Annotated in this window: 22 protein-coding genes; 14 read left to right on the top strand and 8 right to left on the bottom strand. The window is 69.7% G+C overall.

The window, feature by feature from the left end; translation table 11 throughout:
* Positions 1–47 precede the first annotated feature (47 nt).
* The 4 genes from ACIBVP_RS39315 to ACIBVP_RS39330 form a co-directional block, all read right to left on the bottom strand.
* The gene (locus ACIBVP_RS39315) at positions 48–1196 is read right to left on the bottom strand and encodes an acyltransferase family protein (protein ID WP_396111609.1); all 1149 of its coding nucleotides are present in this window, start codon (positions 1194–1196) and stop codon (positions 48–50) included.
* A 310-nt stretch (positions 1197–1506) separates the two neighbouring features.
* Positions 1507–2211 carry a hypothetical protein gene (locus ACIBVP_RS39320; RefSeq protein ID WP_396111610.1) on the bottom strand — a complete coding sequence of 235 codons (705 nt, stop codon included), beginning with the start codon at positions 2209–2211 and terminating at the stop codon, positions 1507–1509.
* Positions 2212–2427: 216 nt separating this feature from the next.
* The gene (locus tag ACIBVP_RS39325; RefSeq protein WP_396111611.1) at positions 2428–3093 is read right to left on the bottom strand and encodes a response regulator; all 666 of its coding nucleotides are present in this window, start codon (positions 3091–3093) and stop codon (positions 2428–2430) included.
* Positions 3090–4364 carry a sensor histidine kinase gene (locus tag ACIBVP_RS39330; RefSeq protein ID WP_396111612.1) on the bottom strand — a complete coding sequence of 425 codons (1275 nt, stop codon included), beginning with the start codon at positions 4362–4364 and terminating at the stop codon, positions 3090–3092. Before ACIBVP_RS39330 ends, ACIBVP_RS39325 begins: the two co-directional genes overlap by 4 nt.
* Positions 4365–4530: 166 nt before the next feature.
* Here ACIBVP_RS39330 and ACIBVP_RS39335 point away from each other — a divergent pair, with 166 nt between their 5' ends.
* The 5 genes from ACIBVP_RS39335 (at position 4531) to ACIBVP_RS39355 (ending at position 9601) form a co-directional block, all read left to right on the top strand.
* Positions 4531–5076: a DUF1707 domain-containing protein gene (locus ACIBVP_RS39335; RefSeq protein WP_396111613.1), complete on the top strand. Its 546-nt coding sequence runs from the start codon at positions 4531–4533 to the stop codon at positions 5074–5076.
* A 37-nt stretch (positions 5077–5113) separates the two neighbouring features.
* Complete coding sequence (locus tag ACIBVP_RS39340) at positions 5114–5641, top strand: hypothetical protein (protein WP_396111614.1); 528 nt, start codon at positions 5114–5116, stop codon at positions 5639–5641.
* A complete protein-coding gene (locus tag ACIBVP_RS39345; protein ID WP_396111615.1) occupies positions 5638–6399 on the top strand; it encodes an ABC transporter ATP-binding protein in 762 nt (253 codons plus the stop codon). The genes ACIBVP_RS39340 and ACIBVP_RS39345 overlap by 4 nt, the downstream gene beginning before the upstream one ends.
* Positions 6400–6411: 12 nt before the next feature.
* Positions 6412–9015, top strand: coding sequence for an ABC transporter permease (locus ACIBVP_RS39350; RefSeq protein ID WP_396111616.1), 2604 nt, complete (start codon positions 6412–6414; stop codon positions 9013–9015).
* A gap of 121 nt (positions 9016–9136) precedes the next feature.
* Positions 9137–9601, top strand: a complete 465-nt coding sequence (locus ACIBVP_RS39355; protein WP_396111617.1) for a hypothetical protein — start codon at positions 9137–9139, stop codon at positions 9599–9601.
* 69 nt (positions 9602–9670) lie between these two features.
* Here ACIBVP_RS39355 and ACIBVP_RS39360 read toward each other — a convergent pair whose 3' ends face one another.
* Entirely contained in the window at positions 9671–10585 is a 915-nt protein-coding gene (locus tag ACIBVP_RS39360) for an NAD(P)-dependent oxidoreductase (protein ID WP_396111618.1), read from the bottom strand.
* Positions 10585–11061 (bottom strand): ester cyclase, encoded by a 477-nt coding sequence (locus ACIBVP_RS39365; protein WP_396111619.1) that lies wholly within the window; start codon positions 11059–11061, stop codon positions 10585–10587. The genes ACIBVP_RS39360 and ACIBVP_RS39365 overlap by 1 nt, the downstream gene beginning before the upstream one ends.
* A gap of 226 nt (positions 11062–11287) precedes the next feature.
* Between ACIBVP_RS39365 and ACIBVP_RS39370 the strand changes: the two genes are divergently transcribed.
* The 9 genes from ACIBVP_RS39370 (at position 11288) to ACIBVP_RS39410 (ending at position 19181) form a co-directional block, all read left to right on the top strand.
* Complete coding sequence (locus tag ACIBVP_RS39370) at positions 11288–12352, top strand: medium chain dehydrogenase/reductase family protein (RefSeq protein WP_396111620.1); 1065 nt, start codon at positions 11288–11290, stop codon at positions 12350–12352.
* A gap of 249 nt (positions 12353–12601) precedes the next feature.
* Positions 12602–12919 (top strand): TcmI family type II polyketide cyclase, encoded by a 318-nt coding sequence (locus tag ACIBVP_RS39375; protein ID WP_396111621.1) that lies wholly within the window; start codon positions 12602–12604, stop codon positions 12917–12919.
* 11 nt (positions 12920–12930) lie between these two features.
* Positions 12931–13176, top strand: a complete 246-nt coding sequence (locus ACIBVP_RS39380; protein ID WP_396111622.1) for a phosphopantetheine-binding protein — start codon at positions 12931–12933, stop codon at positions 13174–13176.
* Positions 13177–13192: 16 nt separating this feature from the next.
* Positions 13193–14086, top strand: coding sequence for a cupin domain-containing protein (locus ACIBVP_RS39385; RefSeq protein WP_396111623.1), 894 nt, complete (start codon positions 13193–13195; stop codon positions 14084–14086).
* The gene (locus ACIBVP_RS39390; protein WP_396111624.1) at positions 14083–15345 is read left to right on the top strand and encodes a beta-ketoacyl-[acyl-carrier-protein] synthase family protein; all 1263 of its coding nucleotides are present in this window, start codon (positions 14083–14085) and stop codon (positions 15343–15345) included. The genes ACIBVP_RS39385 and ACIBVP_RS39390 overlap by 4 nt, the downstream gene beginning before the upstream one ends.
* Positions 15342–16577, top strand: a complete 1236-nt coding sequence (locus tag ACIBVP_RS39395) for a beta-ketoacyl synthase N-terminal-like domain-containing protein (protein ID WP_396111625.1) — start codon at positions 15342–15344, stop codon at positions 16575–16577. Before ACIBVP_RS39390 ends, ACIBVP_RS39395 begins: the two co-directional genes overlap by 4 nt.
* Before the next feature lie 8 nt (positions 16578–16585).
* Complete coding sequence (locus tag ACIBVP_RS39400; protein ID WP_396111626.1) at positions 16586–16942, top strand: antibiotic biosynthesis monooxygenase family protein; 357 nt, start codon at positions 16586–16588, stop codon at positions 16940–16942.
* Between the two features lie 49 nt (positions 16943–16991).
* Positions 16992–17459, top strand: a complete 468-nt coding sequence (locus ACIBVP_RS39405; RefSeq protein ID WP_396111627.1) for a hypothetical protein — start codon at positions 16992–16994, stop codon at positions 17457–17459.
* 114 nt (positions 17460–17573) lie between these two features.
* Entirely contained in the window at positions 17574–19181 is a 1608-nt protein-coding gene (locus ACIBVP_RS39410) for a PQQ-binding-like beta-propeller repeat protein (RefSeq protein WP_396111628.1), read from the top strand.
* A 60-nt stretch (positions 19182–19241) separates the two neighbouring features.
* Here the strand turns inward: ACIBVP_RS39410 and ACIBVP_RS39415 are convergent, their stop codons facing one another.
* A complete protein-coding gene (locus ACIBVP_RS39415) occupies positions 19242–20228 on the bottom strand; it encodes an NAD-dependent epimerase/dehydratase family protein (protein WP_396111629.1) in 987 nt (328 codons plus the stop codon).
* Entirely contained in the window at positions 20225–21571 is a 1347-nt protein-coding gene (locus ACIBVP_RS39420) for a nucleotide sugar dehydrogenase (protein WP_396111631.1), read from the bottom strand. Before ACIBVP_RS39420 ends, ACIBVP_RS39415 begins: the two co-directional genes overlap by 4 nt.
* Positions 21572–21730 lie beyond the last annotated feature (159 nt).

Raw genomic sequence — 21730 nt, forward strand, 5'->3', positions numbered from 1 at the left:
CGGATGGGATCCGCGGGACACCGCCGGCTGTCCTGCTGACCGCACGGTCAGGCGGCCGCACCCTCCTTGCCGGTCGCCGAGGCGCCGGACGGGACGGTGACGGGGAGCGAGACCGCCTGCGGCGGCTTGCGCTTCGGGCGGGCGAGGTGCTTCATGATCGGCTGCTCGACGCACTTGAACAGGATCCACGCCGCGAGCAACGTGGCGAAGAAGAAGCCGATGAACACCCCGATGGCGGGCAGGTAGTCGTAGGTACCGGAGAACTGCGTCCGTCCCCAGTAGAGGACGACCATCTGCACCATGAAGAACGCGTAGGAGATGTTGCCGCCCCACACCGCGAGCCTGCTGGTGAGAATGCTCTTCACGCCACGCAGGTCAGCGGTGGCGATGGCGCCCAGGGTCAGGAAGTTCGGCAGGAGCCCGACGACGGCGTAGGTCCACGGCACGGTCACGAACTGCGCGACGGTCCACGACGCGGCCCACAGCGCCAGCAGCACGGGGACGCGGATGTGCGGGAACAGGCCGCGCCGGACGATCTCCGCGAGCAGCATGCCGAGCGTGAACTCGAAGAGCCGCGACGGCGGGAACAGCGAGGCGAACCACATCTGGTTCGGCGAGATCGGCAGGATGCCGGGCAGGATCGGGTCGTGGAAGAACAGCTTGGCGGCCAACGGGATCGCCACCACACCGGCACCCGCGGCACCGGCCCACAGCCACAGCCGGCTGTCCGCGATGCGGCGGATCGGCCGGATCAGGAACGGGAACATCGTGTAGAACAACAGCTCGGCGCACAGCGACCAGACGATGACGTTGGCTCCGCCATGCGGCTCGTTGGGGTCCCAGGTGTGCACGAGCAGCAGGTTCGGCAGCCAGTTGGTGGTCGCGCCGGTGATGAGGATCAGCGCCAGCACGAACGTGACGACGTGGTTAGGGAAGACGCGGAAGAACCGGCGGCGCCAGAACGAACTGGGACGCTCACCCGGTTTCGACGACCACGCCAGCACGAACCCGCTGAGCATGAAGAACAGGGAGAGGAACGGCAGCCCGATCGGAATCATGAACTCCGATAACCAGGTGGCGAACCCCTGGTCGGCGAACGGCGTGACCGGGGTGGTGAAGCCGGACGCCGGGTTGTAGAGGTGGGTGGCGTGGATGAAGAAAATGCCGATCGCGATCGGGAAGCGGAAGCCCGTCATGCCTTGGAGTAACTTGACGGGTTGGTCCGATCCGCTCGGACTGGTGGTCTTCGTCGCAGACAATGTACCGCACCTTTCGTCGGCGGGGACGGAAGATCCGACGTTGGCAAGTCGAAAGTGGACGAGCCGCCCGGTCTTCGGGGAACTAGTCTGCGACCAAGAATCTGTTCGGAGTGTCCCGGCGTCGTGGGGCGCGAGTCTCCATGCGTCCGGGATTGGCTCCCGCGTGCCTACCGGTGCCCGGCAGGGAGGTGGCGCGGGGCCGGCCGTCGAGACAGCCGACCCCGCGCCGGGTTCCGGTCCGTGTGGCTCAGACCCGGGCCGCCGCGTCGGCCCCGGCCGGTGCGCCCGCGGGCGCGCGCTTGAAGGCGGCGGCGATGCCGACGATCAGCAGCCAGACGAAGCTGAGGTAGCGGCCGAAGAGCGTGAACGCCACGAACGCCTGCCCGAACCCGGACAGCGCGGCGAGCAGCGCGAGCGAGCCGACGACGATGCCCGTGATCTTCAGCCACTTGGGCAGCACGTTGGCGAGTCCGACCGCGGCGGCGACGACGGCCAGGCCGAGCGTGGCGACGTGCAGGGGGCCACCGGTCCAGAAAGCGAGCTGGTACAGCGCCTGGGCCGTCGGGCCCTCCGAGGCGGCGTCCGTGGCGAGGCCGGCCTGTGCCGCGGCACCGACCATGAGCATCGCGGCGGACACCGCGCCCGCGGTGCTCGCGACGCTCGCGGCGGCACCGGAACCACGCACCGTACGGATGAGGTTGGCGACCACACCGGCGAAGATGATCAGTGCGATCGCGGCCACGATCTGCAGGGCGGCGTTGGTCTCAGCGGCGGAACCGTTGGCGCTGAACCACTCCTGCGCGGCCGACATCTCGTCGGTGGGCCGCGGGTACGCGATGCTGGAGTCGGCGCCGAAATCCTGCGCGAACGTCCCGGCTACCCACAGCAGCGCGAAGAGCGCACCGGCCAGCACGCCAAGGTTCGCTTTTCGGGCACCTTGCGTGGAAGTCATTGCTTCTCCCTTTCTTGACACCCTCCCACCTCAGGACGCCGGCGCGCGGCCGTCGTCCGTCTCGTCCGGGGTGGTCGTGTGTACGGACCGTGTTCGTGCCCACTCTGACAGCTAGAACTGACAAAGACCTCTAGCTGGCGGAGTATTCGCGAGTACCTCTTGAGTGGTACTCGACCGGGTCCCGTGTAGTAGGGAAAATTCGTCGCGGAGCCGCGTTCAGTGCGCCCATCCGGGGCGTACCAGCCCCGATTCGTACGCGAACACGACCAGCTGCGCGCGGTCGCGTGCGGCCAGTTTCGTCATGGCGCGGCTGACGTGCGTCTTGGCCGTCGCCGGGCTGACCACGAGGCGGTCGGCGATCTCGTCGTTCGTCAGGCCTTCGCCGACGAGGGCGACCACCTCGCGCTCGCGTTCGGTCAGCAGGTCCAGCCGCGCAGGCTGCCGGACTTTCTTGGCCCTGGTGGCGAATTCGGCGATGAGCCGCCGCGTCACACTGGGGGACAGCAGCGCGTCGCCGCCCGCCACCACGCGCACCGCGCGGATGAGCTCGACCGGTTCGGTGTCCTTGACCAGGAACCCGCTCGCGCCGACGCGGATCGCCTCGAAGACGTACTCGTCCTCCTCGAACGTGGTGAGGATGAGGATGTGCACGCCCTCGAGTCCCTGGGCGTCGGAGATGCGCCTGGTGGCCTCGAGCCCGTCGAGGTTCGGCATCCGGATGTCCATGAGCAGCACGTCGGGCCGGTGCGTCCGCGCCGTGGCCACCGCCTCTTCTCCGTCGGACGCCTCGGCGACGACCTCGATGTCCTCCTGCGCGTTCAGCAACGCGCGGAAGCCGGCACGCACCAGTGCCTGGTCGTCGGCCAGCACCACTCGGATCATGTCGCCCCGTTCTCGGCCTTCGTGCTGACGCTGCTCGTGTCGTCGCTGTTCGTGTCGTCGCTGTTCGTGTCGTCGCTGTCGGTGGGCTCGGCAGGCTCGGCGCCGCCGGACGGGCCTGTCGGCAGGGTCGCGGTGACGCGGAAACCGTTCCCGGGCCGAGGACCGGCGACCAATGTACCGCCGAGCGCCTCCGCCCGCTGGCGCATGCCGGTGAGACCGCTGCCGCTGCCGAGCTTCGCGGCGGCCGCCCCGGTGCCCCGGCCGTCGTCGTCGATCCGGACACGCAGCTCGTCGTCGCGGTAGTCGAGAAGGACGGTCGCCTCGGCGGGGCCGGCGTGGCGGTAGGTGTTGGTCAGCGACTCCTGCACGATCCGCAGGGCTGCCGCGTCCACCCCGCTCGGCACCTGCCGCCGTGTCCCGGTCACCGTCAGCTTCACCCGCAGACCCGCCGCGCGCATCCGCTCCAGCAACGGGTCCAGCTGGTCGAGGCTCGCCACCGGGTGCCGGGGTGCCGCGCCGGTGCCGTCGACGTCCCGGAGCACGCCGAGGATGTTGCGCAGCTCGACCAGCACCTCCTTGCTCGACTGCTTGATCGCGGCCAGCGCCTGGCGGGCCTGCTCCGGCTGGTCGTCGATCAGGTGGAGGGCCACCCCGGACTGCACGTTGATCAGTGAGACGTGGTGGGCCAGCACGTCGTGCACCTCGCGGGCGATGCGCAGCCGTTCCTCGCCCGCGCGCCGCTTGGCCTGCTCCTCCCTGGTCTCCTCCTCCTGCGCGGCCCGGTCCCGGCGGATCTTGACGATCTCGGCGACCACCATGATCAGGGTGAGCCAGGCGACCGCGAACGCGAACTCGCCGAGGCCGAGCCGGTACCGGTCGGTGACGACGTCCATCACGACCAGCAGACCGAGCACCACGGCCGGCCCGATCGTCCAGGCCAGGAGCCGTCGCCCGTGGAGGACGGCGTTGAACAACGCGACCACCACGCTGAGGAACACCGGTCCGTACGGGTACTCGAGCAGCAGGTACAGGCAGGTCACCAGGGCCACGGCGACGAACGTGGGGACGGGGTACCGGCGGCGCAGCAGGAGCAGGGCGGGCCCGAGGAGCAGCAGCGCGACCGTCAGGGGGCCGAACCGGTCGGTCGCGCCCTGGAAGTGGGCGGCCGGCACGGTCGCGGCGACCTGGATGATCGACGTGGGCACCACGATCGCGATGGCGGGCAGTGCCCCCCACCCTGGTCCGCGGGATCGCTGTGGCGAAGTTGCCATGTCTGCACAGTAGATCAGGCAGGTGGGGGCGGACACCGGACGAGAGATGGCTCGACCAGTACTCCACGGGGCGCAGACGACGGGGGCGGCACCGGTCGGGTGGAGTACGGGGAAAGCCGTCCCCGGTGCGATGCCCGCGACGGCCGTCCCGGGCACGATGAGTGACATGAACGAGCCACGGGACGACATGCCGCCCGCGACGGCGGTGCGAGCGTCGGACAGCGAGCGAGAGCAGGTCGCCAGGCTGGTCAGCGAAGCCGCCGGTGAGGGCAGGCTGACCCTGGCCGAGGCAGAGGAGCGGCTGGACCGCGTCTACGCGACGCGCTACCGGCACGAGCTGGCCGCGTTCGTCGCCGACCTGCCCGCCAAGGAGGAGGAGGTGCGGCGCCGGCGGCCGGGCAGGCCCGCCGGGTTCCCGCTCGCCGCGGCACCCGCCCGGTTGCGGGCGCACGCCGCGATCGCGGTGGTGATGTCGGTCTTCCTCATCACCCGCTGGGTCGCCTCCGACGCGCCGTTCTTCTGGCCGGCGGGGCCGATGTTCTTCCTGTTCGGCAGCCTCCTGCTGCACGCGCGACTCGTGAACTGGTCGAGCCGGGGTGCAGTAGCCGGTTTTCGTCGGTGGGAGCTGGGACCATCGGGGGCGCGACACGACATCGATCCGGCCGGTCCGGCCGGTCCGCAGGACCGTGAGAAGGGGCAGGGGCATGAGTAGCTCCGCACAGCGCAGGACTCGCACCATCATCCCGCCGATGGAGCGCAGAGTCCGGCAGGTCTGGATGGTGCTGCACATCATCAGTTCGATCGGCTGGCTCGGCGTCATCCTCGCCGCGATCGCGTTGAGCGTCGCCGGCATGAACACCGATGACCTCGATCGGGTGAATTCGCTGTACGTCGCCATGGAGGTGCTGGCGACCGCGTTCTTCCTGCCCGGCACGCTGCTGCTCGTGCTCACGGGCGTGGTGCTGGGGCTCGGCACCAAGTGGGGCCTCGTGAAGTGGTGGTGGGTGGCGGTCAAGCTCGTCATCGGTCTCGCGTTGTTCGCGGCGGGCGCGTTCAACCTGAGGTTCGCCGTCTACAACGCGGCGGAGAAGGCCGGCCAGCTCCAGCCCCTTGATTCCAGTGTCGACGTCAGTCTGTTCGGCATGCTGAGCGTGATGGCCGCGCTGGGCGTCTTCGCCGCGCTGCTGTCGGTGTTGAAGCCGTGGGGCCGGATCAACTGGCGGCGTGGCGGAACCGACAAGCCGGCGGCCAGGAAGGTACGGGAGTCCACGTCATGACCATGACCTCCAACGACACGATCACCGGACTGGCCGCGCGCGCGGTCGGTGTGACCAAGGCCTACGGCACCGGCGCCGCGTCGGTCGTCGCGCTCGACGACATCTCGGTCGACGTCCGGCGCGGCGAGTTCACCGCGATCATGGGGCCGTCGGGTTCCGGCAAGTCCACGCTGATGCACTGCCTGGCCGGACTGGACACTGTGGACTCCGGGGAGGTCTGGGTCGGCGAGACCATGCTGGGCGACCTCGGCGACCGGGGCCTCGCCGACCTGCGGCGCAACCGGATCGGGTTCATCTTCCAGCAGTTCAACCTGCTGCCGACGCTCACCGCGGAGGAGAACATCACGCTGCCGCTGGCGATCGCCAAGCGCAGGCCGGATCCGGACTGGTTCGCCAAGGTGGTGGACGCGCTCGGCCTCGCCGACCGGCTCACCCACCGGCCGAGCGAGCTCTCCGGCGGCCAGCAGCAGCGTGTCGCGTCCGCCCGTGCGCTGCTGCCGAAGCCGGACGTGATCTTCGCCGACGAGCCGACCGGGAACCTCGACTCCCGTTCCGGCACCGAGATCCTGCGCTTCCTGCGCCGGTCCGTGGAGGAGTTCGGGCAGACCATCGTGATGGTCACCCACGACCCGACCGCCGCCGCCTACGCCGACCGCGTGGTGTTCCTGCTCGACGGCAGGCTCGTGCACGAGCTCTCCGACCCGGACGCGGACGAGGTGCTGGACACCATGAAGGCGCTCGACTCGCTCGGCGCGTGAGATGAGGACGTAATGCTCAAGGCGACCCTGAAGGGTTTGCTGGCCAGGAAGCTGCGGCTGGCGCTGGCCGGACTCGCGGTGGTGCTGGGCGTGATGTCGGTGTCCGCCGCGATGATCACCACGACCACGGTCGGCAGCGGCTTCGACTCCGTCTTCCGCACCATCGCGTCCAATGTGGACGTCTCGGTGTCCGGGAAGTCCAACATCGACTCGGAGTACCAGGGCAAGGCGTTCACCCCGCCCGTGCCGGAGTCCGTCGTCGCCGAGCTGTCGAAGCTGCCGGGGGCGGCGGACGTGGTCGGCGAGGTCACGGCCGACGGCGCGCGGCCGATCGGGCCGGACGGCAAGACGATCAGCGTCCAGGGCCCGCCGCGCAACGGTCGGGCGTGGCACGGCGAGACCGGGAACATCCAGCTGCGCGAGGGCCGCGGCCCGGCCGAGGACGGCGAGGTCGCGATCAACGGCGGGCTCGCCAAGCTCGGCGGGTTCGCGGTCGGCGACACCATCGACGTGCTGACGCTGGCGCCGAGGCAGAGCTTCGAGATCGTCGGCGTCTTCGGGTACACCAACGGGCTCGACACGCTCGGCGGGAGCACGGAGGTCGCGTTCACCGAACCGGTGGCGCAGCGGCTGATGCTCGGCGAGGAGGGCGTGTTCAGCTCGGTCACCCTGACCGCCAAGGACGGCGTGTCCCCTGAGGAGCTGCGCGACCAGGCCGCCGAGGCGCTCGGCACGGACTACGTGGTGCGGACCGGGGACGAGCTCGCCGACGCCACCGCCGGCGACGCGATGGCGTTCCTCGACATCGTCCGGATCGTGCTGCTCGGGTTCTCCGGGCTGTCGCTTCTGGTCGGCGTGTTCCTGATCCTCAACACCTTCTCGATCCTGGTGGCGCAGCGGACCGGCGAGCTGGCGCTGATGTCGGCGCTGGGCGCGCGCCGCAAGCAGATCATCGGCTCGGTGCTGGTCGAGGCCGTGCTGGTCGGCACGGTCGCGTCCGCGATCGGGCTCGGGCTCGGCGTCGTCGTCTCGGTGCTGCTGAAGAACGTCATGGAGGCCAACAGCGGGGCCCAGCTGCCGGTGTCGTTGACCGTGCCCGTGTCCGGCATGGTGCTGGCCTTCGCGGTGGGCATCGGGGTCACCGTGCTCGCCGCGCTGCTGCCCGCGGTGCGCGCCTCGCGGGTGCCGCCGGTGGCGGCGATGCGCGGGGCCGCGGCCGAACAGCGCTCGCTGACGGTGATCACGTGGGCCGGTGCCGTGCCCGCCGTGCTCGGTCTCGGCGCGGTGGTCACGAGCATGGTCACCGACCTCGGCGGCGCCAAGTGGGCGGCGCTGGGTGGCGGGATCGTGCTCGGCCTGTTCGGGCTGGCCCTGCTCACGCCCCTGGCCAGCCGGGTGCTGCTGCCCGGGGTCGGGCGGCTGCTCGGCTGGTCGATGCCGGCCAAGCTGGGCAGGCGCAACGCGGCACGGAACCCGAGGCGCACCGCGATCACCGTCGCCACGATGGTGGTCACCCTCGGCCTGGTCGGCGGGGTCGGCGTGGTGGCGGAGTCGCTGCGCGCGGACGTGACGAGCAGGCTCGGCTCGGACCTCGTCGCCGACTTCGTGATCGCGGGCGACGGCGTCACCGGCCGGGCGGGTGGCGCGGGCGGCGGACCGCCCACCGACGCGGACGGCCGGATCATGCCGACGTTCGAGGAGTCGGTGCTCGACCGGGCCCGCGAGGTCGACGGCGTCGATGTGGCCACCGCCCAGTACGTCGACACCGTGCAGGTGTCCGGTGCGGGTGGCAGGGAGCCGGTCGGCAGCCCGGCCAACGCGGGTTCGCTCGCGGAGCTGACCAGTGTGCTCGGCCTGAAGAAGGAGGCCGGGAGCCTGTCCGACCTCGGCGCCGACGAGGTCGTCATGGACACCGGCACGCTGACCGAGCGCGGTCTGCGGGTGGGCGACCAGGTGCGTCTGGCCACCGAGCGCGGCGGCTGGCGGGAGTACCGGATCGTCGGGAGCTACGCACCGAACTTCCTGCTGCGGGGCCCGGTGCTGTCACCGGAGACCGCCAAGGAGCTGTTCGTGTCGGCGCTGCCGGCCATCGGCTACGTCAAGCTCACCGACGGCGCCGATGTCGCCGCGGCGAAGGAGGCGGTGACCGCGCTGGTCGCCGACAACCCGGAGGTGTCGGTACAGGACCAGACCCAGGCCGCCGCCGAGGCGTCCAGCCAGGTCGACATCGCCGAGCTGATGCTCTACGTCCTGTTGGGACTGTCGGTGGTGATCGGCGTGCTCGGCATCATCAACACGATGGCACTGTCCATCCTGGAACGCACCCGCGAACTGGGACTGCTCCGCGCGATCGGCATGCGGCGATCCCACATGGTGCACATGGTGGTGTCCGAGTCGCTGGTGATGGCCGTGTTCGGCGGCTTGCTGGGCCTGCTGTTCGGCGGGTTCGCGGGCGCCGCCGTGGTCGCGGTGGCCGACCTTGGTCAGGTCGCCGTGCCGTGGGTGTCGCTCGCGGTGTTCCTCGGCCTCGCCGTGGTCGCAGGCCTGGTAGCGGCACTGGCCCCATCGGGCCGCGCCGCGAAGGTGAACGTCCTGGCCGCCATCGCCTACGAGTGACCCACACACGAGCGCCCGCCACCCCGGCCCCCGGTGGCGGGCGCTGTCGTTCGGTCTCCGGTGCTTATCCTCACTGGACCCGGTGCACGGTGATCGGGTCGGCGGAGAGGTTGAACAGCGGATGAAACACGTCAGGGTGGAGGCGACCGGGACTGGCAACTTCCTCGATCCGGATGCGTATCTTGGTCTGTTACCCACGCTGGTCGGCGCACTTCCTCGTGGTGCGCGGGCGTTCGCAGCGGATCCGGATCACTACGACTTCTTCGGTCGACGGTGCGTCAAGGACCTCGCGCCGGGGACGTTGCTACGCGGAGAAACGGCTGGCGAGGGTTGGCTGCGACTCGGCTTCCGCCACAACTGCTGGAAGCACGACGAAGACCTGAGTATTCACTACATCGGCGTCAGCGTTCTCAGCCTCGGCACGGTCGGCCATTCGGACTGGACCAGCTTCGGTGCGGTCACGTTGGACGAGATCCTGCCCCACGAGCACGGGTGCAGCCACGAGATCGGGTTCCTTGCCGGATCGCTCACCGTGGTCAGCCGTGACCTGGTCGCGACCTGGACCGACGCTGACTGCCCGGACTGACCGTCGAGTGACTGAGCACGACAGAACGCCGCGCCCGGTATGCCGGACGCGGCGTTCGTGTGGCCGGGCTCAGGCGGCCGCTTCACCCGGCCTGGGGTAGTGCTCCAGGCCGGAGACGGTCTCCATGAACGCGAGCAGCGCGGCGACGTCGTGCTCGCCGAGGCCTGCGTTCGTGGCCGCGGTCAGCCAGTCGTAGCTGGTCGCGGTCGTCGGCATCGGCACGCCGAGGCGCTGGCACTCGGCGAGCACCAGGCCGAGATCCTTGCGCATCAGCTTCAGGCGGAAGTCCGCCTTCTCGAAGGCCCTGCGCGCCATCGCGCCCGCCTTGAACTTCATCATCGGCGAGCTGTACCCGCCCGCGGCGATCAGCTTGATCAGCACGCCCCGGTCGAGGCCCGCCCGCTCGCCGAACACGATCGCCTCGGCCAGCGCCTGCATCTGGACGCCCATCAGCAGGTTCAGCGCGAGCTTGGCGGTCGCGCCCATGCCGCCCGCGCCGAGGTGGACGATCTCCTTGGCGAGTGGCTCCAGCACCGGTTCGAGCGCGGTGACGTCGTCGGCGGTGCCGCCGATCATGAACCGCAGCTCGCCGTCCTTGGCGTGCTGCGCGTTGCCGAGCACGCACGCGTCCACGCCGCGGTGGCCGGTCTCGGCCAGCCGGGCCTGCAGCGAGGTGGCGAAGTCCGGTGCCACCGTGGACATGTCGGCGACGATCGCGCCCTGCGGCAGGCCGCCGACCACGCCGTCCGGTCCGAACAGCAGTGCCTCGACGACCTCGCTCGTCGCGAGGGACAGGAACACGACGTCCGCGCCGTTCGCCGCCTCCGCGGGGGTGTCCGCCAGCACCGCGCCTTCCTCGGCCAGCGCCTCGCCACGCGACCGGGTGCGGTTGTACACGGTCACGGCGGCGCCCGACGCGAGCAGGCGGGAGGCCATGCCACCGCCCATCGCGCCGAGGCCGATGAAGGCGATCTTGTGTGCCATCAGCTCGCCCTCGCTTCGGGCACCGCGACCCCGGCCGGCGGCGCCGCGCCCATCGGCGGCTTCGGCTCCTCGACGATGCCCAGCTCGAACAGGATGCGCGGGAAGTCGTCGCTGATCCACGACTCGACGACCTTGCCGTCCCGCACCCGGTGCAGGTCGACGCCCTCGACGACGAAGGTGCGGCCGGTCGGCGGCATCCACATCAGGGGCCCGGTGTGGGTGCCGGTGGTGCGGAACCGCAGGCCGACGAGCTCACCGCTCGCGAACATGTCCTGGATGCCACAGGTGAAGTCCGGGAACGCCCGCTTCCAGAACTCGACCGCCATCTGGAACGCGGCCGGGCCCTTCGGCAGGGCGAGGCCCGCGGTGTGCACCTCGTAGTCCGCGGAGAACACGTCGTCGATGAAGTCGAGATTTGCCTTGTTCAACCCTTCTTCCGTCACGAACCGGACCAGTTCGATGTTCTCTTCGGACATGCACAACCTCCGCGTGACGTTGTCCGGCCGTGGTACGGCCTTCAGCTATGATGTGCCCAGTCGAGCACACTGTCCCACGGGGAATTCCCGGCGAATTCGGAAAGCCGTCCCGGAATTTCGTGAACATTTCCCGGGGTGGCGGGGAACCGATCCCGGTTTTCTTGTCCGGCGCTTTTGACCGGTGTTAGCTTCGGACTGCCAAGAATTGTATTCGACGGAGGCCGAGATGCTGACCACCCAGGTTTACGCGGTCAACCGGGACACGGCCGACTGCCTGCAAGTTCGCACCGAGGAGATCGAGGCACCGCCCGCCGGGCACGTGCGGATCAAGGTCGAGGCGGCCGGCGTCTCCTACGGGGACCTGCTTTTCCAGCGCGGCGTGGTGCCCGGCGGCCCCAAGCCGCCGTTCGTGCCCGGCTGCGATCTCGCCGGTGTCATCGAGTCCGTCGGCCCGGGTGTGACCGGCCTCGAGCCGGGCCAGCGCGTGGCCGCGCTGGTCGTCTCCGGCGGCTACAGCACCGCGGTGAACCTGCCGGCCGAGCGCGTCGTCCCGGTGCCGGAAGGGGTCGACGCGGCGAGCGCCGCGTCGGTGTCGCTCAACTACTTCATCGCCTACCAGATGCTGCACCGGGTCGCGCAGGTGCGCTCCGGGCAGCGCATCCTCGTGCACGGCGCGTCCGGCGGCGTCGGCCTCGCGTTCCTGCAGCTCGCGGAGCACATCGGCGGCGTGACGGTGTTCGGCACGGCGTCCGCCGCGAACCTGGACGTGGTGCGCAGGCACGGCGCGGTCGCCATCGACTACCGCGCCCAGGACTTCGCCAACGTCGTGCGCGGCACGGTCGCCGAGGACGGCACGGCCAACGTGACGACCGCGTACGACAAGGACGGCACCGTCGACGCCGCGTTCGACCCCATCGGTGGCGCCCACTTCTGGCGGTCCTACAGCGTGCTGCGCAAGGGCGGCCGACTGGTCGCGTACGGCCAGAACGACGCGCTGCGCGACGGCAAGCCGAACATGTTCATCGGCGCGGTCGGCTTCCTCGGCGGGATCGTCCTGCCGAAGCTGCGCCCGGACGGCCGCAAGACCGGTTTCTACAACGCGTGGGCCCTCGAGAAGTCCCACCCCGAGGCCTACCAGCAGGACCTCGCCGAGGTGCTGAACCTGCTGTCCGCGGACAAGATCGCGCCGCGGTCGGTCACCAAGGTGCCGCTGCGTGACATCGCTCAGGTGTTCGTCGAGCTGGAGCGCGGCGTGACCGGCAAGATCGTGCTGGACTGCACCGAAGCGTAACGGCGCCGCCGCGTCGCCCCACCTGCCCTGAAAGACGCTGTCGGGACGTTCAACGTCCCGGCAGCGTCTTTCAGGGCATTGTCGGTTGAGGAGCGCTCGTGCCCTGGTCCACGGCCCAGGAAGCCGGGACATCCGACTCATGACCATGGGACGGCCGGACACGCATTCTTAGTGGGAAATCCATCCGAATCTGCCGCTCGAACGTGTGGAGAACAACGCCACGAGCGCTTGTCGAAGCTGGAGACTGGCGTGCACCGATCATTGATTGTCGCTCGAATGATGCCCGGCTCACAGGAGAAGGTCCGCGACATCTGGGCCGAGTCCGACGCGACGGAACTCCCCCGGCTCGCCGGGGTCGAGCACCGTTCACTGTGGACACTCGGAGACGTGTACATCCAGCTGCTGGAGACGTCGGAGCCGGGCCAGGAGACCATCGACCGGATCAAGGGACATCCCGAGTTCGTCCGCATCAGTGACCGGTTGAGCGAGTTCATTTCCCCGTACCTGTCGACCTGGCGTTCACCCAAGGACGCACAGGCGCAGTGCTTCTACACCTACGAGAAATAGGGAGAGCCCTCATGGCGGACGTGACGTTCTCTGACGTCGAGTCGATCCTGGTGAAGAAGGTCGGACTGGCCCCGGAGACGCTGGCCGGAAACCCGGAGGGCTCGCTGGAGGACCTCGGCCTCGACTCGCTCGCGGTCCTCGAGCTGCAGATCGTGATCACCAAGCAGTACGGAGTGGAGATCCCCGACGAGTCGGGTGAGCTCAACGTCGGCGAGATCGTCGATTTCATCAACGAGGCCACCGAGCAGGCGGCGTGAGGGGAAAAGGGCCGACATGGCTGGACACACCGACAACCAGATCCGGATAGAGGCGCCGTTCCAGCTCGTCTGGGACATCACCAACGACGTCCCGAACTGGCCGGACCTCTTCACCGAGTACGCCGCGACCGACGTGCTGAGCGAGGAAGGCGACACGATCACCTTCCGGCTGACCATGTACCCCGACGACAACGGCACCGTGTGGAGCTGGGTCAGCGAGCGCACGCGCTACCTCGACGAGAAGCGCACCCACTCCCACCGCATCGAGACCGGTCCGTTCGAGTACATGAACCTCGACTGGTACTACGAGGAGGTCGAGGGCGCCGTCATCCTCCGCTGGGTGCAGGACTTCCACATGAAGGACACCGCGCCGGTGGACGACGAGTGGATGGTCAACAACATCAACAAGAACTCCAAGGTCCAGATGCAGATCATCAAGGACAAGATCGAGAAGGTGTACCACTCGCGCCGGGCGAGTGACAAGAAGGTCGTGTCCATCCACGACTGCCCGCAGGACCACCGCCGCGGCGGCACGATCCAGACGCTGCTGTCGCCGCGCACGGTCGGCTCGACGTCCGGGTTCATGGGCGGCGCGACGCTGGCGACCGGCGAGGCGATCGCCGAGCACCTGCACCCGTACAGCGAGGAGTTCGTGTTCTGCATCCGCGGGCACCTCGAGGTGGACATCGACGACGAGGTCGTGGACCTGCCCGCGGGCAGCGCGATCCTCGTGCCGAAGGACACCCGCCACCGGCTGCGCAACGTCGGCGACGAGGAGGTCTTCGCGGTGTTCCACCTGGGGCCGCTCGCGCCGCGCCCGGAGCTGGGGCACGTGGACACGGAGACCCGCGAGGAAGCGGCCGCGGTGGCGGCGCGCATCCTGGCGGACCGCCAGAAGAAGGCGGCGTGAGGCGGGTAGTCGTCACGGGGGTGGGTGTTGTTGCCCCCGGTGGCGTCACTAGAACCCAGTTCTGGGACACCCTGACCGCGGGACGCACCGCGACCCGCAAGATCACCTTCTTCGACGCGGCCAAGTTCCGGTCGCGGGTGGCCGCCGAGGCCGACTTCGACCCGGTCGCCGCGGGCCTCTCCGCACAGGAGATCCGGCGGGCCGACCGGTACGTCCAGTTCGGACTGGCGTGCGCCGCCGAGGCGCTCACCGACTCCGGCCTGGAGCTCGACGAGCGGACGCTCGAGAACACCGGTGTGGTCATGGGTTCCGCGGTCGGTGGCACGATGGCGCTCGAGGACGAGTACGTCGCCGTGTCCAACACCGGCAAGGAATGGCTGGTCGACCACACCTACGCCGGCCCGTTCCTGTACCAGGCGCTGGTGCCGTCGTCGCTGGCGGCGGACATCGCGCACCGGTACGGCACGCACGGCCCGGCGCAGGTGGTCTCCACCGGCTGCACGTCGGGCATCGACGCCATCGGCTACGCGTGGCACCTGGTGCAGGACGGGGAGGCCGACGTCGTCATCGCGGGCGCGTCGGACAGCCCGATCTCGCCGGTGACGGTCTCCTCGTTCGACGCCATCAAGGCGACGACCCCGGAGAACGACGACCCGGAGCACGCCTCGCGCCCGTTCGACAAGACCCGCAAGGGTTTCGTCATGGGCGAGGGCGGCGCGGTGCTGATCCTCGAGGAGCTCGGGCACGCGCTCGCGCGCGGCGCGAAGATCTACTGCGAGGTCACGGGCTACGCGAGCCGCAGCAACGGGTTCCACATGACCGGCCTGCGGCCGGACGGGCTGGAGATGTCCGAGGCGATCACCGTGTCGCTCAACCAGGGCCGCACCAACCCGACCGACGTCGACTACATCTGCGCGCACGGTTCCGGCACCAAGCAGAACGACCGCCACGAGACGGCGGCGTTCAAACGGGCGCTCGGCGACCACGCGTACCGGACGCCGGTCAGCTCGATCAAGTCGATGATCGGGCACTCGCTCGGTGCGATCGGGGCCATCGAGATGGCCGCGTGCGCGCTGACGATCGACACGGGCGTGATCGCGCCGACGGCCAACTGGTCGCAGCGTGACCCGGAGTGCGATCTGGACTACACGCCGAACACCGCGCGTGAGGCCAAGGTGGACGTCGCGCTGTCGGTCGGCAGCGGGTTCGGCGGGTTCCAGTCGGCAATGGTGTTCAGCCGCTTGAAGGAGGCCGCATGACCAGCACACGTGTGGTCATCACCGGTGTCGGAGTCGTCGCGCCCTCGGGCATCGGCGCGGACGCGCACTGGAAGACCGTGCTCGACGGGACCTCGAAGCTCGGCCGGATCACGCGGTTCGACCCGTCGTCGTACCCGGTGACGCTCGCGGGCGAGGTGCCGGAGTTCGACGTGGACGACTACGTCTCGGCCCGGCTGAAGGTCGCCACCGACCGGTGGACCTGGCACGGCTTCGCCGCGGCACAGGAGGCGCTGGAGGACTCGGGTGTCGACCTGTCGACGATCGACCCGTACGACACCGCGGTGGCGCTCGCGTCGTCGTCCGGTGGCAACGAGTTCGGTCAGCGCGAGCTGCAGGCGCTGTGGTCGGAGCCGGACGGCAAGGTCAGCGTGTACCAGTCGATCGCGTGGTTCTACGCGGCGAGCGTCGGGCAGATCTCCATCCTGCACCAGCTCAAGGGCCAGTGCAGTGTGCTGGTCGCCGAGAGCGCGGGCGGGCTGGACAGCTTCGCGCAGGCCGCGCGGACCATCCGCCGCGGCACCAAGGTCGTGCTGGCGGGCGGGACGGAAGGCCCGTTGTCGCCGTACGCGCTGACCTGCCAGCTGTCCACCGGGCGGCTGTCCACCTCGGACGACCCGGCCACCGCGTACCGGCCCTTCGACGCGGGCGCGCGTGGCTACGTCGCGGCCGAGGGTGGCGCGGTGCTGCTCCTCGAGGACCTCGACCACGCGCTCGCGCGCGGTGCGGAGATCCACGGCGAGGTGCTCGGCTGGGCCGCCACGCACGACGGCAGGGCGAGCAGGCCAGGCGACGGCGGCGACGTCGAGCAGTACGCCAGGGCCATGCGGCTCGCGCTGGCGCGAGCGGACCGCGCCACGTCCGATGTGGACGTCGTGTTCCCGGACGCGGTCGGCGTGCCGGCGGCGGACCGGTCCGAGGCCGACGCGCTGCGCGCGGTGTTCGGCGCGGACACCGACGTCGCGGTCACCACGCAGAAGGGCACCCTGGGTCGGATGTACCAGGGCGGCGCCGCGGTCGACGTGGCCACGGCCCTGCAGGCCATGCGCTACGACATGGTGCCCGCCACCAACGGGCTCACCGACCCCGCCCCGGGTTGCGAGCTCAACTTCGTGCGCGAGACCACGGCCGCGCGCACGTCGGTGGCGATGATCAACGCCCGCGGCTACGACGGCTACAACACGTCGCTGGTCGTCGGCCGGTACGAGGACTGAGGAAGCCCATGCCAGACAACGACAACGGCCAGGCGGGAAACGGCCACGCGCGGATCGTCTTCCTGGTCCGCGTCCCGGCCGAACGCACCGACGAGTTCCTGCGCGCCTACGAGCGGATCCGCTACGAGGTCGCGGAGGGCGTGCCCGGCCACATCCTGGACCAGGTCTGCCAGTCCCCGGCCGACCCGGAGCAGTGGCTGATCACGAGCGAGTGGGAGTCGCTGGAGCACTTCGTGACCTGGGAGCAGAGCCCGGGACACCGCGAGCTGGCCGGCCCGATGCGGGCGTGCATGAGCGAGGCCAAGTCGATCAAGTTCGTCGTCAGGAAGGAAACCACCAAGGACGAGGGCAGGCTCGCGAGCTGAGTGCCCGCTGACGATCTCCCTGGTGTCGAGAAACTGATTTGGAGCAGGAATGGACACCGTTCTCAACATTCTGGGCATCTGGGTCCTCGCCTCGGCGGGTATCCAGCTGGGCACCCTCTGGATCATGAAGCTGTCGATCCTGCCGTTGCTCAACGCGCAGCCCTACGGCCGCTGGGTCAACACCTGCCAGCTCATCAAGATGCACGTGTTCCACCCGATCGCGGTGTGGATGGGTGTGATCGCGGGCAGCCTGGGCGTGGTGGCCGCGTTCCTCACGTCGTCCACCGCCGCCACGGTGTTCTTCCTCGTCGGCTCCGTCGGCATGCTCGGCGTCGGCCTCACGTCGGAGGGCGTCAACCGGCCGATCTGGCGGCAGATCGAGAAGTGGCCGGTCGACAAGGTCGAGGACGAGCAGTGGGCGGGCAAGCGCCACATCTGGCACATCGCCCACGTCGTCCGGACCTACTTCGGCATCGTCGCGGTCTTCGCGTACATCGGCGCGATGCTCACCGTCTGATCCCCTGATTCTCGACCCGGCCCGTGATGCGCGACGGCGTCCTCGCAGCCCGACAGTGGTGGCGAAGGCGCCGTTCGTCGCGTTTTGCGGGCGGTACAAAGGAAAGGAAAGGAAATGCGCCGCAATGCCAAGGCGTTCGCGCTCGGCGCGGCCGTGCTGACGATGGCCTCCTTAGGCGTCGTCTGGGCGAGCCCGTCGGGAGGCGTGCCGCAGGCCGAAGCCCGTCACTCCGCTGACTGGCCCTTCTGGCAGAAGGACGCGTCCGGCAGCCGTTACAACGGAGCCGAGTGGAAGATCAACCCGAGGACCGTGGGAAAGCTCGAGCTGAAGTGGGCGTACACGTTCGCGCGGCTGCCCTACACGCGGGTCGGGAGCCAGCCCGCGATCGTCGACGGCGTGCTGTACGTCGGTGCGCCGGACGCCAAGTTCGTCGCGCTGGACGCGAAGTCCGGCGCCACGAAGTGGACCTTCGACCTCACCGCGGTCACCGGGCCCGGCGAGCAGTTCGCCGCCAACGGCGTCCGCGACGGCGCCGCGGTGGTCGGTGACAAGGTCTACTTCGGCGACAGCACCGGCCGGGTGTACGCGCTGGACAAGCGCACGGGACGGCTCGTGTGGGCCGCGCACGTCGACGAGCACCCGCTGGCGAACCTCACCAGCTCCCCGTCTGTCTACAACGGACGGGTCTACATCGGGCTGTCCACCAGCGAGGGCGGTGCGACCCGCGATCCCAGCTACCCGTGCTGCACCCACCGCGGCGCCGTGGTGGCGCTCGACGCCGACACCGGCGCGGAGGACTGGCGGTTCCACACCGTGCCGGAACCCGTCGAGACCGGCACCTGGCCGAGCGGGGCCAAGAAGTTCGAGCCGTCCGGGGCGAGCGTGTGGGCCACCCCCGTCGTCGACCGGCGCACCGGCACCGTGTTCGTCGGCACCGGCAACAACGCCACCGGGCAGACCGCGATGGCCGACAGCATGCTCGCCATCGACGCCGAGACCGGCAGGCTCCGGTGGAAGCAGCAGGTGACGTTCCCGGACACCTACACGGCCGCGTGCGAGATGACCGAGGTGCCCGACGAGACCTGCCCCGGCAAGGGCACCTACGCGCTGGACAAGGACATCGGCGCCACCGCGACCCTGGTCGAGGTCGGCCGTCGCACGCTGGTGGTCGTCGGGCAGAAGGACGGCAGGCTGCACGCGTTCGACGCGCGCACCGGGCGGATCGCGTGGCAGACGCCGCTCGTGCCGAACAGCCCGGACGCCGTCGGCGTCCAGTGGGGCACCGCGTACGACGGCCGCTACCTCTACGCGGCGACCTGGCACAGCGACCCGGGCAGGCTGTTCGCGGTCGACCCGGTCGACGGCGACGTCGTGTGGGAGGCCCGGCACCCGGCGGACGGGTGCACGACCGGCGGTGCGGCCGCCTTCGCCGAGATGTGCGAGCTGTCGTTCACCCCGGCGGTCAGCGCCACCCCCGGCCTGATCTACGAGGGCAGCTCGGACGGCAAGATCCGGATCTTCTCGTCCCGGAACGGCGACCTGCTGTGGGAGTTCGACGCGATCCGGGACTTCGCCGGCGTCAACGGGGTACCCGGGCGTGGCAGCGGCATCTCCGGCAACGGCGGTGCGGTGATCGTGGACGGCATGCTGTACGTGCAGGCCGGCTACTACCCGTTCTACCCGACCGACAAGGGCACGGTGCTGCTCGCGTTCGGTCTGTAACCGGTAGCGCGAACGGCGCTTTCCCGACCGGACCGGTCGGGAAAGCGCCGTTCTTCGCGGTTACGCCGCCCCGCTGTCGGGAAGGGCGAGCCACCAGTCGTTGTCCCTGGCCCACTTGATGGTGTCGGCGAGCCCGTCGCGCAGCGTCGTCTCGGGTTGCCACCCGAGCAGCCGCCGTGCCTTGGCGTTGTCCGGCACCCGCCTCGACAGGTCCTCGTAGGACTTGCCGAGCTTGTCGATCGTGTCCACCCTGGTGATCTCGATCCCCGGGCCGGCCAGCTCCGCGACCAGTTCGACGGCCTCGCCGATCGTCGTCTCGGTCATGCTGCCGATGTTGAACGCCTCGCCGTTCGCCGCGTCGCTGTCCGCGGCGAGGAGCGTGCCGCGGATCGCGTCGGTGATGTGGGTGAAGCACCGGGTCTGCTTGCCGTCGTCGTAGATCACGAGCGGCTTGCCGTTCAGGGCCCGGTGCACCGACCGGCTGATCACGAAACCGGGCCGCTGCCGCGCGCCGTAGGCGTTGAAGTAGCGGACGATCGTGGCCGCGAGCCCGTGCTGGCGCACGAACGCGAACGTCAGGTGCTCGGTGAGCGCCTTGCTGGACGAGTAGGTCCAGCGGTCCGCGGCGGTCGCGCCGAGCACCCGGTCGTCGTCCTCACGCCACGGCACGGACGGGTTCTTGCCGAAGACCTCGCTGGTGCTCGCCACGACGACCTTGGCGCCCGCGCTGTGCGCGAGGTCCAGCACGTTGCGGGTGCCGGTGAAGTTGACGTCGATCACGTCCAGCGGCCGCGCGAGGTACTGGTCGACCCCGACCACCGCGGCCAGGTGGAACACGACGTCCACGTTGCCGGTGATGGCCGTGGCCAGCGCCGCCCGGTCGAGGATGTCGCCCTGGACGAACGACACCCGCTCCCGCGCGACCCGCTGCCACTCCGGCGGCGGGGTGCCGTCGAAGATCGTCACGTCGTCGCCGCGGGCGACCAGCTCCTCCACCAGGTGACTGCCGATGAAGCCGCAGCCACCGGTCACCACGACGCGGCTCATCGGCCGACCCCCCGGTACGCGAAGCCGAGTGCGCGCAGTTCGGCGATCTTCTCCCGGGAGTAGTACGCCCGGCCGTCCAGGACGAGGCAGTTCTCGGCCACCGGCAGCGAGCCGAAGTCGACGTCGGCGAACTCCCGGTGCAGCGCGAGGATCGCGATGCAGTCCGCGCCCTCGACCGCCTCGTGCAGGCTCGCGGCCTGCGACTTGCCGAAGAGCTCCTCGGCCTCCTCGACGTCCACCAGCGGGTCGAAGAGCGTCACCTCACCGCAGCCCCGCTCGAACGCGGCGACGGCGTCGACCACCGGCGTGGCCCGCAGGTCACCGGTGTTGTTCTTGAACGCGAGGCCGAGCACGGCAACCTTGCAGGCCATCGGGTCCTTGCCCTGCTTGGTGAGCTCGTCGATCGCCAGCTGCGCGGTGTAGACCGGCATGTCGTTGTTCACCTGGCGGGCGGCGGGCGCGGTCAGGATCTCCAGGCCCCGCTCACGCGCCGAGTGCCAGACCATCCACGGGTCCTTGGTGAGGCAGGACCCGCCGACGCCGACGCTGGGCAGCAGGATGTTGACGTTGCCGTTGCCCTTGGGGATGGAGTTGGCCGCCTTGATGACGTCCAGCGCGTCGACCCCGTACAGCGCGGAGAACTTCGCGACCTCGTTGCCCAGCGCGATGTTCACGTCGATCCACCAGTTGTCGGCCAGCTTGACGAGCTCGGCCGCCTCCAGGGTGTCCAGCGGGATGACCTCGACGTCGAGGGCGTTCCGCCAGAACTCGGCGGCGTCCTGGGCGCTGTCGTCGTCCAGCCCGCCGGCGACGATCGGGAACGAGCGCAGTTCCGCGAGTGCCGTGCCCTCGGCGAGGCGCTCCGGGGTGAACGCGAGCCCGAAGTCCTCGCCGCCCACCAGACCGCTGCGCTGCAGCAGCGGGAGCACGACGCTGCGGGTGGTGCCCGGCGGCACGGTGCTCTTCAGCACGATCAGCTGGCCGACCCGGAGGTGCCGGGACAGCTCGATGCAGGCCCCGGTCAGCTGCTCGTCGGCGAGCGAGCCGTCGTCGCGCACCGGCGTGCCGACGGTGACCAGCACGACGTCGGCCTCGCGGACGGCGGCGGCGTCGGTGGTGACGCGCAGCTTCCCGGCCGCGACCCCGCTGCTGACGAGCTCGGGCAGCCCGTTCTCCTGAAACCTGCAGAAACCGCTGTTCAGCTCGTCGACCAGGGCGGTGTTGGTGTCGATGCCGACGACCTCGATGCCGCGGTCGGCCAGTGCGGCGGCCACACACGAACCGACGTACCCGAGGCCGATGACCGCGACCTTCACGTCTTTTTGACCGGACAGAAATCGCATTGTTGGGCTCCTAACAGAAATGCCGGTTCAGCCGATGTTCCGGTTCATTTCCAAGGTCTCCCCCTGTTGGAGGGTGTTTGTGGCACCACAGCTCGACGTGAGCTAGCGGCAAGCTCAAGAGTCGGTCACGGCGGTCCCTCCGTCGTGGGCTCGCAATCA

Source organism: Actinophytocola sp. NPDC049390, assembly GCF_044466355.1.
Taxonomy (GTDB): Bacteria; Actinomycetota; Actinomycetes; order Mycobacteriales; family Pseudonocardiaceae; genus Actinophytocola.